General features: G+C 46.4%; 15 protein-coding genes. 11 read left to right on the top strand and 4 right to left on the bottom strand.

The annotated features are described in order from the left end of the window. Positions 1 to 19: 19 nt before the first annotated feature. From IV40_RS08770 to IV40_RS08745, 6 genes are all read left to right on the top strand, one after another. Positions 20 to 400: a hypothetical protein gene (locus IV40_RS08770; protein ID WP_057770707.1), complete on the top strand. Its 381-nt coding sequence runs from the start codon at positions 20 to 22 to the stop codon at positions 398 to 400. Further along, positions 390 to 611, top strand: a complete 222-nt coding sequence (locus IV40_RS08765) for a hypothetical protein (protein ID WP_057770705.1) — start codon at positions 390 to 392, stop codon at positions 609 to 611. Before IV40_RS08770 ends, IV40_RS08765 begins: the two co-directional genes overlap by 11 nt. Further along, complete coding sequence (locus tag IV40_RS08760) at positions 592 to 1,056, top strand: phage holin (RefSeq protein WP_057770703.1); 465 nt, start codon at positions 592 to 594, stop codon at positions 1,054 to 1,056. The genes IV40_RS08765 and IV40_RS08760 overlap by 20 nt, the downstream gene beginning before the upstream one ends. Beyond that, positions 1,049 to 2,113 (top strand): GH25 family lysozyme, encoded by a 1,065-nt coding sequence (locus tag IV40_RS08755; RefSeq protein ID WP_057770701.1) that lies wholly within the window; start codon positions 1,049 to 1,051, stop codon positions 2,111 to 2,113. Before IV40_RS08760 ends, IV40_RS08755 begins: the two co-directional genes overlap by 8 nt. A 275-nt stretch (positions 2,114 to 2,388) precedes the next feature. Beyond that, positions 2,389 to 2,772 (top strand): hypothetical protein, encoded by a 384-nt coding sequence (locus IV40_RS08750; protein WP_057770700.1) that lies wholly within the window; start codon positions 2,389 to 2,391, stop codon positions 2,770 to 2,772. A gap of 13 nt (positions 2,773 to 2,785) precedes the next feature. Next, positions 2,786 to 3,001: a helix-turn-helix domain-containing protein gene (locus IV40_RS08745; protein WP_057770698.1), complete on the top strand. Its 216-nt coding sequence runs from the start codon at positions 2,786 to 2,788 to the stop codon at positions 2,999 to 3,001. Between the two features lie 252 nt (positions 3,002 to 3,253). On the opposite strand, the gene tnpA is transcribed toward IV40_RS08745, so the two are convergent. From tnpA to IV40_RS08720, 4 genes are all read right to left on the bottom strand, one after another. After that, the gene (gene tnpA, locus IV40_RS08740; protein WP_057770696.1) at positions 3,254 to 3,715 is read right to left on the bottom strand and encodes an IS200/IS605 family transposase; all 462 of its coding nucleotides are present in this window, start codon (positions 3,713 to 3,715) and stop codon (positions 3,254 to 3,256) included. Between the two features lie 562 nt (positions 3,716 to 4,277). Continuing rightward, the gene (locus tag IV40_RS08730) at positions 4,278 to 4,688 is read right to left on the bottom strand and encodes a CidA/LrgA family protein (protein ID WP_057770694.1); all 411 of its coding nucleotides are present in this window, start codon (positions 4,686 to 4,688) and stop codon (positions 4,278 to 4,280) included. Between the two features lie 13 nt (positions 4,689 to 4,701). Further along, positions 4,702 to 5,427: an LrgB family protein gene (locus IV40_RS08725; protein WP_057770693.1), complete on the bottom strand. Its 726-nt coding sequence runs from the start codon at positions 5,425 to 5,427 to the stop codon at positions 4,702 to 4,704. 103 nt (positions 5,428 to 5,530) lie between these two features. After that, the gene (locus IV40_RS08720; RefSeq protein ID WP_057770692.1) at positions 5,531 to 6,664 is read right to left on the bottom strand and encodes an alpha/beta hydrolase; all 1,134 of its coding nucleotides are present in this window, start codon (positions 6,662 to 6,664) and stop codon (positions 5,531 to 5,533) included. 235 nt (positions 6,665 to 6,899) lie between these two features. Here IV40_RS08720 and IV40_RS08715 point away from each other — a divergent pair, with 235 nt between their 5' ends. The 5 genes from IV40_RS08715 (at position 6,900) to IV40_RS08695 (ending at position 12,695) form a co-directional block, all read left to right on the top strand. Continuing rightward, on the top strand, positions 6,900 to 8,078 hold the full coding sequence (locus tag IV40_RS08715) for a glycosyltransferase family 4 protein (RefSeq protein ID WP_057770691.1): 1,179 nt from the start codon (positions 6,900 to 6,902) through the stop codon (positions 8,076 to 8,078). 10 nt (positions 8,079 to 8,088) lie between these two features. Beyond that, on the top strand, positions 8,089 to 9,141 hold the full coding sequence (locus IV40_RS08710) for a glycosyltransferase family 4 protein (protein ID WP_057770690.1): 1,053 nt from the start codon (positions 8,089 to 8,091) through the stop codon (positions 9,139 to 9,141). Then, complete coding sequence (locus IV40_RS08705) at positions 9,125 to 10,150, top strand: lysylphosphatidylglycerol synthase transmembrane domain-containing protein (protein WP_057770689.1); 1,026 nt, start codon at positions 9,125 to 9,127, stop codon at positions 10,148 to 10,150. The genes IV40_RS08710 and IV40_RS08705 overlap by 17 nt, the downstream gene beginning before the upstream one ends. Positions 10,151 to 10,225: 75 nt before the next feature. Then, on the top strand, positions 10,226 to 10,459 hold the full coding sequence (locus IV40_RS08700) for a YkuJ family protein (protein WP_057770687.1): 234 nt from the start codon (positions 10,226 to 10,228) through the stop codon (positions 10,457 to 10,459). Between the two features lie 172 nt (positions 10,460 to 10,631). After that, positions 10,632 to 12,695, top strand: a complete 2,064-nt coding sequence (locus IV40_RS08695; RefSeq protein ID WP_057770685.1) for an LTA synthase family protein — start codon at positions 10,632 to 10,634, stop codon at positions 12,693 to 12,695. The last annotated feature ends 387 nt before the right edge of the window (positions 12,696 to 13,082 follow it).

Here is a 13,082-nt window from a genome sequence, read left to right as displayed (position 1 = left end):
CGAAAAAGGAAGTGAAGACATGATTTCGAAAATTAAATTGCATCCGAACCACACGGCGCTGGGCGTGGGTTTGATCGCGATCGGACTATGGCTTGTAGCTAACGATCGCTTTTTTATTTGGCCGCCTTATGCAGTCGACCTCGCTAATGATGACGTTTGGGGAGCACTTGTCATGACAGTCGGTGCGGCACTGCTTGTGTGGGTGCTTGACGACGGCCGGTCGATCCGCTGGAATCGGTACCTACTCATCGCAAGTGCCGGTATCATGGCGTTTCTGACGGTATACCAATTCATGATCTGGGCTGTGACGGGCATGTATCATAGCTGGATCTCAAACGCGATTATCACAGCCTTCGTGCTGATCATGGCACAGAGGAGTGATACACGACATGACGACTAAGATCGTAGTTGCATACGTACCATACTTGGCCGCAATCATCGCCGCAGTCGTGTCTTTCTTGAGCTATCGACTTAGCAAACAGAAGACAAAGCACGACGAGGCGATGGACTTGTACGACAAAGTGTCGGCCGATAATGACCGGCTTCGCAAGGAAAATGACGATTTGAGAAAAAGAATCGAGGAGTTAAAAAATGCAAAAATGGATCAGTGACTTTATCAGCGGCGGCGGCCTAGTCTTCACGCTGGGCTTGCTTGTCTATATCTATACCACGGGCATCCGACCGTGGCTTGAGGCGCGTATCAAAACTGAAAAGGACGCGAAAACGGTGGCGAGCTACAAGCTCATCGAGCAGTGGGCCGACACCGCAGTCTACGCCGCACAGCGCCAAGGTGGGACGGGCTTGGAAAAGAAGACCATTGCTGTGCAAGCAGTTCGACAGCAAGCTGACGATCATAAAATCACGGTCGACGCCCAGCACGTATCGGCCGTGGTCGAGAAGGCTTATGCCCAAAATGCGCCTGTACTGGACGCGGTCTACTCGGATAATTCCACACCCGAAGAAGTGAACGCGGCCCCAGGACCCGCCTCACAGCAAGCCGATGACGGGGCAATTCTTCCCCAGCAAACGCAAGGGGAGGCGGTGCAGAATGGCTAAAACACCACTCATCGACGTTTCCAGCTTTCAGCCGACAAGCAACGCTTACTTCGCAAATGTGGCGAGTTCCGGCAATAAGGCCGTGATCGTGAAGATCTCGGAAAGCACGACGTATCACAACCCCAGTGCCCCCGCGCAGTTACAAGGGACGTGGCGTAACGACATGCAAGCCCACGCCTATCACTTCAGCCGTTTTGTCGGCGACTCCGTGACGGCTGTCCGTGAAGCAAGTTGGTTCACTGCCCACGCCAAGGCGGACGGGCTCGGGCCGAGTTCCGTACTCTTTCTCGACTATGAGGAGCAGGCCGGCAATTCGGCCAGCAACACAGCCGCTATCATCGCCTTCTTGAAGACTGTCGTCGCGAACGGTTTCCCACGTGTGGGCTTCTACAGCTACTACGGCATGAGGGGCCTATGGGACATCAACGCGATTCGTGCGGCTTTCCCAGACCTGATCTTTTGGCTCGCAAACTACGGCAATTATATCGGCATGGACGGTGTGGACGTCTGGCAGTACAGCGATAAGGGCTACTACGCCGGACAGCAGACTGACTTAAACTACGACCTGACCGGGCGCTTGCTCGGTGGGTCGACACAGAAGAAGGAAGATGAAGATGAAGTGAAGTGGGACAGTATGAATCAGGTCGTACCGTACAATCGCGTCGGTATCGCGTATACCACACGAGCAGCGCGGCTTTACGATAAGCCGGCAGTCGGTGGAAAGGTTATCAAGAACCTCGCAAAGGGCACGGCATGGGCGATCACGGCCGTCAAGGGTAACTTCTTGTGCTTAGGTGGCAATCAATGGATCGCCAGCGCTGACGCAGTAGTCAAGCTCAACAACGGCGCGATCGACGGCGACTACGTAGGAACATATGTACAGGCGAAGCAGCTCATCGGCTTGCGCAACACGCCTTCACAGTCTGCCCACGATGACAAGGATATCACGGCCAAGGACGGTGTGTTTGCGGTGGTCGGCCAGAGCAAGCAGTCTGACGGCCTGTGGGTCAACGTCGGCGGTTGGGCACCAATCAGCGATTTCAACGTGATTTTGTAAAACCGAACAAAATACCTTCATGGCATAGAAAATCGTTCGGATTGCGTCCAGGAAGCTTTCTTTTGATTTGCTCACGAAAACGGCGTAAACGCCGGTGTGACGGGATTGCCTATTTAAATTTTCTTTTGAAAATATGGCTCACTCTCTTATGAGGGTGGGCCTTTTTTGTGTGCAAAAAAATAATTTAAAAAAGTTAAGTAGACTACTTGACTAATACGGTAAACCGTACTATTATAATAAGTGTAGATAAGCAAAAAGAAAGCGGGTATTCAATCATGAACTACAAGAACGAAGTTGCTAAACAAATTACAAATCACATTGCAGGAATCTTCCGGCAAATTTCAGTTAATAGTGAGCTCAATTTAGAAGAAGGGCAAATTATTTCTACTAAAAAAGCAGAATCTTGGTCAAATGAAGGCGAGTTTGCTATTGAAACAAAACGCAATATTGATTATGTATTTACAGTTATTAACGAAGTTCCAGTTCATGAAGTTGACTACAACAATGAAGAAGAAGTTGAAGAATTAGACGCCGTTGAAGCTGAACGTGAAGTGCTTGTACCTGCCGGAACCAAATTTGAGATCATGGATATCGGTATTGATTTAGATCTTGAAGAATTAGGCTATCTTCCAGTCGAAATTAAATATATCGCAGACTAACAAGGTGATAAAATTGATAGACGAATTTTTGAAAAAATATGACTTGACACGGTACAAAGTTACGAAGCTTACTGGCGTTACCGCTAGCACGCTGCAGTATACGAATGGGCTCGATGATGTTAGCAAACTTCAAGTCAAAACACTGATGGTGCTGGCCGAGGCGGTTGGATTAACGCCGGGTGAAGTATTGAATGAGATGATTGAATTGGAAAGCGACCGTACTAAATGATATTCAATAAATAAAAGGGCAAGTACAATAATGTACTCACCCAGTGGGCTGCAAGCAGCCATTCATTTGATTAAGTAAATTATTGCATAATTTAGATAGAAGGTCAAATAATCAACATGTTGTGGTCTGCATCGCTCTCAAACGTGTTATTCGGCCGTAATTTTTTAAAAAAACACTATATATTGTGTTTTGAAACTTTTAATGACGCCTAGCCGGAAATCCTGTGACTTTAGTCATGGGATGGATAGGCCACTATTGAGCCCCTTTATGGGGCTTTTTGTTTGTTTCTGTATATTTTTGGTCATTGATATATTTCTCTACAACTTCTTTGCTCATATTGCCCAATGTACTCATATAGTAACTTGGCGACCAAAGATAACCGCCCCAATATTGGCTACGTCGTATTTCTGGATGATTTTGTAAAAAAATATAGGCACTACGTCCTTTGAGCGCCTTAATGGCACTAGCCGGCGCTTTGCTTGGCGGAAAACTGATCAGCATATGAATGTGATCCGGCATGACTTCCATCTTTTCGATTACGATGTCATTGTTATCTGCAACTTGCTGCAAGATGGCTTTCATTTCGTTAGATAAGGCCTCGGTTGTAAAAGTCTGATTGCGATATTTAGTTACCCAGATCAAATGGTAATGGAAATTATAGATATAACGACGAGTATAAATGGCCGCTGTTTGATTACAATTTTGGTTGGTCAAATAAGTTGTCCCTATCTACGCAAATTGTGGTTCGAAATCTGTAAGGATTTTCGGCTCACAAGCCACTGACTTTAGTCAGTGGTGGTTGACAAAAATATAATGCCGCTAGTTATCGCAAAATTGATAAATCCGTCCGTCGTGATGCGTATCATGAAATGACTGACAGCTTAAAAGCCCTCGAAGAACAGAAGAACCAAAAAGAACGAAATTTTCAAAAATACTACAAAAAGTTACGTGAACAAAAGAAAGCGTCAGTGGACAAAGAAATGCGTGACGCGATCAAAGATGCACGCTGCAAGAATAATTTACGATTAGAAGAAAAAGGAATCGTCAAAGACTACACGACAAAAAAATACGTTTCAAAATGAAATCAATGATCTATAAAAATAAAGGCGACCGATGAGGCCGCCTTTTCACATGTAAATCTGGTGTGTGTACCGTTTTTGTGTACCATTTTTATGTTATTTCCTATTATATAGCGACTGAGAGGGTATAACGTCAACCCCCCTCATCTCCATAATTAAAAAGACTGATCATCCTGATCAGTCTTTTTTTTGTGGCGTTAATCGGTTTCTTCTTCGGCTTCGGAATTGTTTCGCCACGCCTTGAATTTGAGCAGTCCCCAGGTGATGGCTGCCGTCAGAACTAGCATGAAGACCGTTGAGAAAATGACGACGAAGACGATTGCGAGCCCATTTGATTTCATTTCCGGCAGGGCCGTGACGAGTGAGATGCCCGACGGAATGAAAAAGAGGCTGATGTATTTCAGCAGAAAATTGCCAAGCCGTTCAACCTGCGGTAATTTGAGGACTTGCATTTCGAGCAGCACGTACATCAGAATCAGTCCGACCAGCGCCGTTGGAAACGGGAAACTGGGAATCAGCCGTTCGAGCAAGCGGCTGATAAGGTCACTGATTCCAATCAGAACAGTATAGATGAAAAGTTGGTGCCATAGAGGGGCGTCTTTTTGCATGGGAACTCCTTTCTTACAGACTGACGAGCTGAGCAAAGAGCGGCACGAATAAGTTAACGAGCACGCCGCCAAAGACGAATGAAATGACGCCGGCAGCTCCGGCGACTTCACCGACTTCGAGGGCTTTGGTGGCCCCAACGGCATTGCCAGCTAGGCCGAAACCAAGGCCGGCGCCTAAGGGATTTTCCTCGAGCCGGAACCATTCGATTAGTTCGTGACCCAGTGCGTAAATAATGACAGAATTAAGAATGACGGCAAAAGCCGCAATTGCTTCTGAACCGCCGATTGCACCCGCTACTGGCAATGCAATCGCCGTTGTCGCCGCTTGAACCAGCAGGGCGCCTGTGATCGGTTTGGAAAAGCCGAATGCCAGGCAAATCGTATAGATAACGATTAGCGAGATCAATAAACTAACCACCAGAGCGCTTAAAATCGTCCGCCAATGCTTGCGGAGGACATCATTCCGTTGGTAGAGGGGGATTGCAAAGGCCATTGTCGCTGGAGTTGCCAGCCAAAACAGCCAATTGCCCCCAGGTCGAAAGGCTTCGTAAAGCGTGAGAACAGGCTGAGAACGGAGGATCGCAATCAGATAGAGCAGGGCGATTCCAAGCAGCATCCCGAAAAATAACGGCTGAAATAAAAAGAACCGGTTTGATTTGCGATAGAGCCACTCGCTGCAAGCATAAACACAGAGTGACAATAACAGACCAAAGATGGGGTCGTTCGCAAAAAGAGACATAGCAGGACCTCCTTTGATTTGACTTCGTAAGTTCACCGTAACAAATTGCCATGTAGCGGTGCAAATAAAAGACCATGACGGATGCCATGGTCTTTTATTAGTTTTATAGATTAGCATGGAGCCAGCGGGCCGCCTGCATCGCAAAATCACTTGCCTGTGGAACAATCCCAACTGAATTGAGAAAGGCATGTGCCATGCCTTCATAGTAAATGTAATGCGTGTTCACGCCGGCCTGAGATAATTTCTTAGCATAGGCATAATCTTGTTTGCGCAGCGGGTCGAATTCATCGGCAATCACTAATGAAGCAGGCATCTGGGCGGCAATTTCATCCGGCACCGCTAACGGCGAAACACGGGGGTCATTGTCTGAAAGCGTGTTGCCCAGATAGGAATCCTGAATCAATTTCAGAACGTCATCGAAAGTTGGCAAACCGTTCGGGCCGACGCCGGCGCCGGTTTGATGCGGCACGTCGTAATGATCGGTTTGTTCCTTATTCAACGTGGCAATTGGATAAGCGATGACCTGGCCGCGAACAATATTAGTTTTCTTAAGCCGATCCAGATAAGAAACGGAAGCGGCAATATTGCCGCCGGAGCTCTCTCCGAAAACAAAAATCTGTTCCGGAATGATATTGAGCCGTTCCGCATTAGCAGCAATCCAAGTCAGGCTGTGGTAGGTTTCGTCGAGCACGGTCGGGGCTTTGAATTCGGGCGCATAATGGAAATCGAGGCTCAGGACCCGGACATGGGCCACTTGGGCCAGCAGCCGGACAAAATCTTCGGTAATATAGATTGAACCGCCGATGAAAGCACCGCCATGGTAATAGACTACTGCCGGCAATGATTCTTCATCGGCAAACGGGGGCGTGTAAATCGTGATTGGCAATCCTTGATCGGTGATTACCTTTTGTTCGGTGATGCCGATTGTCTGATTGGCACTCAAAACGCCCATCCGATCACGCCATTTCATAATATAATTATTTTCCTCAGTGTCTGGAAGTGCCGGAACGTCCGACATCACTTCGGATTTAGGCGCATGATAATTAGTCGGCATCCGGTAATTCTGCTTCATTTGGGCAAGCATCGGCGCTGGTTCGCCTTTTTCCAAACCGGGCACGGTTTTGGTTAGGCACATGACATCGTTCTGGTCAGCTGCATATTTAGTCTGTTTGCCTAAGACATGAATGCCATGCTGAAAATTCCAAGTGTTGGGGAAAATGAGTTGATTGTTGTTCATGACGAGAGCCTCCTTGCATAATTACATCTGTCAAGTGCACCTTAGCATAAAAATAAAGCGGTTACAATCAATTTCGACCGGTCGATTGAGAAAAGAATCGGTCGGAAGGCGGTGTTTTCACAAAAAAATCTTGCTTACAATGGTTATGAAAGCAGGAGTTCTATCAATTGCATAACAGGTTATTTATTCGTATAATGACCCATAGTGAGCTATCTGCAGCTAAGGAGGAGATATCGTGAATGTCGGGATATTCACAGACACTTATTTTCCGCAGGTAAGTGGGGTCGCAACTTCGATCAAAACCCTGAAAGAAAATCTAGAAAAAAAGGGGCATGCGGTTTATATTTTTACGACCACTGACCCTCATGTAGACAAGGATACGGTCGAGCCGAACGTCTTCCGGTTTGCCAGTGTGCCCTTCGTTTCGTTTACGGATCGGCGCATCGCAGTTCGGGGGCTCTTTCATGCACTCCAGGTTGCCAAAGAATTACAACTGGATATCGTCCACACCCAAACTGAGTTTTCGATGGGCTACATCGGCAAGTTTGTCGCTCGTAATCTCAAGATTCCTTGTGTGCATACGTACCATACGATGTATGAGGATTATTTGCATTATGTGATGAATGGCCACTTGCTGCGGCCATACCATGTGAAGCAGATGAGCAGAGCCTTTTTGTACCACATGACGGCAGTCGTGGCACCGAGCGATCGGGTCATCGACACTTTAAACGGGTATGGTGTCAAATCGCCGATTCGGATTATTCCGACTGGGGTCGATTTAACCAAGTTCTCGCAGCCGACAACTCGGAATATCCGCAAGGAATTAAATATTAAACCAGACCAGCCAGTGCTGTTATCGCTGAGCCGGGTCGCTTATGAAAAAAAGATCAATGTTTTAATCGACAGCATGCCGAAGTTATTGGCCAAACGACCGGATCTTGTTTTGATCGTGGTCGGCAATGGCCCGGCAATTGACGACCTGAAACAACAGGCGCAGGATTTGAAACTAGGTGACCATGTCATCTTCACCGGCGAGGTCAATCATGACGATGTGGCCAATTACTATCAGGCAGCCAATCTATTTGTTTCTGCCAGCGATACTGAATCACAGGGGCTGACCTATATCGAAGCGCTCGCCGCCGGTATCAAGATTGTCGTTCATTCGAGTGATTATACGAATGATCTTTTGACCGATCCGACGCTGGGCACGACGTTCGATTCTGAGGATGAGATGATCGGACAGATTTATCGTTACCTCGACCATCCGCATGCTTATGACGATCCGGCGCCCCGTAAACAGAAGCTGTATGAAATTTCGGCTGACTGTTTCGGTGATCGCATCGTCAAATTTTATCAAGATGCACAGGTTTTATACGATGTGCTCAAATTTGATACTGTCAATGTTAGTGAATAAGGAGTCGCAGATGTTAAAAATCAATATGTTCTCATCCGCCGATAAGGTTGCCGGTCAAGGCGTCGGCAGTGCATATGTTGAATTGATGGGATTGCTAAAGAAGTATTTTCCCGATCAGTTCAAAGTAACAGTCAATCGTTTCGGCGAACGGAGCGACGTCAGCCATTACCATACGATCGATCCGCAGTTTTACTTATCGACTTTTTCCGACCGGCGGGGCCGAAAAATCGGCTATGTTCATTTCCTGCCGGAAACCTTGGAAGGCAGTCTGAAAATTCCGCAGCCGTTTCGGGGCTGGTTCTATCAATATGTGATCCAGTTTTATAAACGGATGGATGAACTGGTTGTTGTCAATCCCAGTTTCATCGATAAACTCGTGGCTGATGGGATTCCTCGTGAAAAAGTGACCTACATTCCGAATTTTGTCGCCAAAAAAGAATTTCATCCTGAAGGAAAAGCGGTTCGGCAGCAGATGCGCAAAAAGCTCGGCTTGGGCGCCAGCGATTTTGTCGTGTTTGGCAATGGTCAGGTTCAGGAACGTAAAGGGGTCGCCGATTTCATCAAACTGGCTGTCGAAAATCCCGATATCCAGTTCGTCTGGGCTGGCGGTTTTTCGTTTGGCCGGATGACGGATGGGTACAGCGACTTTAAACGAGTCATTGCCAATCCACCAGCGAATTTGAAATTCACCAATATTGTGCCTCGTAAAGATTTAATCCACTATTACAATATGGCGGACTTGTTTTTGCTGCCATCTTATGATGAATTATTCCCAATGTCGGTACTCGAAGCCTTCAGCTGCGGGACACCGGTTCTGCTGCGAGATCTCGATTTGTACCGGGCCATCATTACCGGCTATTATCAACCGGCTGCCGATGAAGCGGCGATGAACGATCAAATCCGGCGTTTCCGCCGTAATCCGGCCGCTTTGGCGAATTTGCGGCAGCGGGCGCTGGCCGGCGCCGCTCATTATTCCGAACCACGTTTAGCCAAAATCTGGCAGCAATTCTATGCCCAGCAGGCGGCGCTGGCGAAGGGAACGCCTCATGACACGCAAGAATAAGATTGCCCTCATCATAATGCTGCTCTTCGGAGTCGGCATTTTTTGGTTCGAGGTCCGTAAATTAAATCTGCAGCAGTTGTGGCAGAATGTCGTGCACCTTCATTTCGGCTGGTTGCTGATTGCCCTCGTTTGCATGCTCCTGTCGTGGATGTTCGAAGCTTTTGTCGTCCAGATTTTTTTGAAGGGCCGCACCAAATATTTCCCCTTTCATAATGCAATTCGAGTCCCATTAGTCGAGCAGCTATTCAATAACATTACGCCGTTTGCTTCTGGCGGTCAGCCGGCGCAGCTGGTAGCATTGATGCGCTCCGGCGTCGAAGCCGGGCGGGCCAGTTCGGTGCTCCTGATGAAATTTGTCGTCTATCAGGGTATGGTGCTAATCAACTTTATTTTTACGATGGTTGTCGGCTTTGACCAGGTGGCTGCCAAATTCTCCGCCTTGGCCTTATTTATCGCACTCGGGTTTGTGCTGCATGTTTCAGTCATCGCCATGTTATTATTAGTGATGTACGATTATAAGTTCACCAAAAAAGTGGTCGGCTGGCTGATTATTCCCGTCCGCTGGTTCGTCAATGACAAACGGGCCAAACAAATCAAGCATAATCTCGATGACAAGATCGATAGTTTTTACCAAGAAAGTCTGTACTTAAAACGGGAAAAGAAAAAAGTGTTTTATGCCTCTGTGCTGACTTTGATTCAGCTTCTTTTCTATTACAGTGTGCCGTATTTTGTGATTTTGGCGTTAGGGTACACCAATGTTGATTTTGTGCGAGTCCTAGTCATGCATGTCATGATTGTCATGATTATTTCACTGTTTCCGATTCCAGGCGGTTCTGGGGGTGCTGAGTATAGTTTTAAAACGTTATTTGCAACGTTTATCCCGTCAGCTAGTAAACTAGTCCTAGGGATGCTTTTATGGCGTGTTTTTACTTACTATTTGGGCATGTTCATGGGAATCTGGGCACTGGCGGTCAAACCATGGAAGGCACCGCAAACAGACCACTCCTAAATTATTTCTGAATTGTCATGCAGACACCTGTGTTTTTTGGTAAACTGTTAGATGAAGTGTGAAAGGGGCTTAGTCATGAAGAATTCGCAGTTAGTTGCTATTATTCAACGATTAGAAGCCATGCAGAATGGTGCTGATGGCGAGATGTCCAGCCGTCGTTTTGAAAAGGACGGCGTCGAAAAAGGCCTCGTCACGTATGATAGCAAGACACAAACGTACGAACTAGAAGAAGTCGAGAACCATCAAAAATTTCAATTTGACGATGTCGATCTGATCGCCATGGAAATTTATGATTTATTGGACGACTAGCCAGAGAACCATTAAGTGGAAGCTTAGTGGTTCTTTTCGCATAGGTTGTTTTTTTACAGAGAAAGATTGGTTAAGTTTTTAATAATCATTTGCTGCGCAATTGTTTTTTAATTGCGAAGCAGGTAAACTTTCTTTAGAGAAATTTATATATTGATGTGGAGGCAATTTTTTCATGAAAAAGATAGGCAATTCGATCCGGCAGGGCCTGAACACCAAAATGGGCTTCTTCCTGCTGACCGTTTTTCTGTTTTGGCTGAAGACCTATTATGCCTATAAGACGAAGTTCAATTTAGGTGTTAAGGGCGGGATGCAGAATCTCATTTTGGCCATCAACCCGATTCCGACAATTCTGATTCTGCTCGGGGTCGCCTTATTCTTGCGGGGTCGCAAGTCATATGTCGTGATGCTAGTGATCGACTTTTTGGACACCACGTGGCTGTTTGCGAATATTTTGTACTACCGTGAGTTTTCCGATTTCCTGACCTTTACATTGATCAAGGGGTCCGGTGCGGCGTCGACCAATTTGGATAAGAGTATTGCCAACATTGTACGTGGCAGCGACTTTCTGGTGTATGCCGATGTCCTTCTGCTGGTCTTGTTGCTGGCCTTTCATGTCATCAAAATGGATATGCGGCCGTTCAAACGGCGCTATGCAACTGCAATTGAATTATTAGGCGTCTTTTTATTTGCGGTGAACTTAGGAATGGCCAATTCAGACCGTTCTGGTTTGCTGACTCGGACCTTCGATAATAACTACATCGTCAAATATTTGGGCTTGAATGCCTACACTGTCTACGATGGGGTTAAGACGCAGCAGAATGAAGCCATTAAGAAAAAGGCGAATGCGAGCGATTTGAAGAGTGTCCAGAGTTATTTGAAGAATAATCGCGTCGGGGATAATGCGTCTTATTATGGCAAAGCCAAAGGCAAGAACGTCATTATCATTCATCTGGAAAGTTTCCAGCAGTTCCTGATTGACTTCAAGTGGAAGGGCAAAGAAGTCACGCCGAACTTGAATAAGATCTACCATGAAAGCGATACCCTCAGTTTCGATAATTTCTTTAATCAGGTCGGCCAAGGTAAAACGGCCGATGCTGAAATGATGATGGAAAACAGCTTGTTCGGGCTCCCAGAAGGAGCAGCAATGGTTACGGATGGGACAACGAACACGTTCCAGGCGGCACCAGCTAAGCTGAGTCAAATGGGGTATACAACGGCGGCATTCCATGGGGATGTGCCGAGTTTCTGGAACCGTGATAATGCGTATAAGTCATGGGGCTACCAGTATTTCTTCAGCAATGAATATTACAAGAACAAGGCGAGCTATAATGTCGGCTATGGGATGAAGGATAAGATCTTCTTAGATCAATCGTCCAAGTACCTCGAACAGCTCCCTCAGCCGTTCTATGCCAAGCTGATCACGCTGACAAACCATTATCCGTATCTGCTGGATAAAAAGAATGCGTCGATTGCCCGGACCAATACCGGCGATGATACCGTAGATGGTTACGTTGTGACGGCTCGTTATTTGGATCAGGCGATTGGTGAATTCATGACTTGGCTCAAGAAGACCGGGTTAGATAAATCAACCATGGTCGTCTTCTATGGGGACCATTACGGAATCTCCGGCAACCACAAGAAGGCCGTTGCCAAACTGTTAGGCAAGAAGTCCTTTAATAACTTTGACGATGCCCAGTTCCAGCGGGTCCCATTCATGATCCATATGGAAGGTTTAAAGGGCGGTATCAACCATACTTACGGTGGTGAAATCGATGCCTTGCCAACAATCATGGATCTCTTAGGGGTTAAGGATGATGATACGATCCAGTTCGGACAAGATTTGCTGAATCCGGATCGCAATCAGACTGTGGCCTTCCGAAATGGGGACTTTGTTTCGCCGACGTATACGAAGGTCGGGTCGACCTACTATGATACTTCGACGGGCAAAGTCGTCCACCCAACCGGTGCCGAGAAGACGAAGGTCGAAAAGATGACCAACCATGTTGCAACCGAATTATCGTTGTCAGATAAAGTGATCAACGAAGACCTGCTGCGTTTCTACACACCAGCTGGATTTAAGAAAGTCAATAAGGCTGATTACAACTATAAAGTCAGTTATGGGAAGAAACTCCTGAAGAAGGCGCAAAAGAAAGAGCCGACGAGTGTGCTTGCCAAAAATGACGGTAAATCCGATACAGATCTCTATGTAACGGATGCACCGGAACTGAAAAAGTAATTTTTAACGGAAGGACTTGCGACGTTTGTGACGTTGCGAGTCCTTTTTATGTCTGCTTAGAATGGAAAATGAGCGATTTATGCATTTGAAAATGGATAAATATACGTTGATTTTGAAAAAAGGGTTGACGGCCGTCTGAAATCTTGGTAAACTATTTTTTGTTGTCAACGAGCAACACCGTATCAGCGTTTAGCCATCAACTTTTTGAAAAAAGCATTTGAAAGTTGAACGCTGATAAGGTAAACTAATAAAGTTGTCGTTAAGATAACGAACTGCCAGCCAATGAATATTTATTCATTTAAATTGGTGGTTGACAATTTCTAAATTAACATGCTATACTAATATAGCTGTGAGAAACAGTAGGCCTTTGAAAACTGAACAAAGTAT

It is taken from the genome of Lactobacillus selangorensis (genome assembly GCF_001437205.1).
In the GTDB taxonomy this organism is placed as follows: Bacteria; Bacillota; Bacilli; order Lactobacillales; family Lactobacillaceae; genus Paralactobacillus; species Paralactobacillus selangorensis.
The sequence above is the reverse complement of the archived record's forward strand: the minus strand, read 5'-3'. Positions and strand labels throughout refer to the sequence as shown.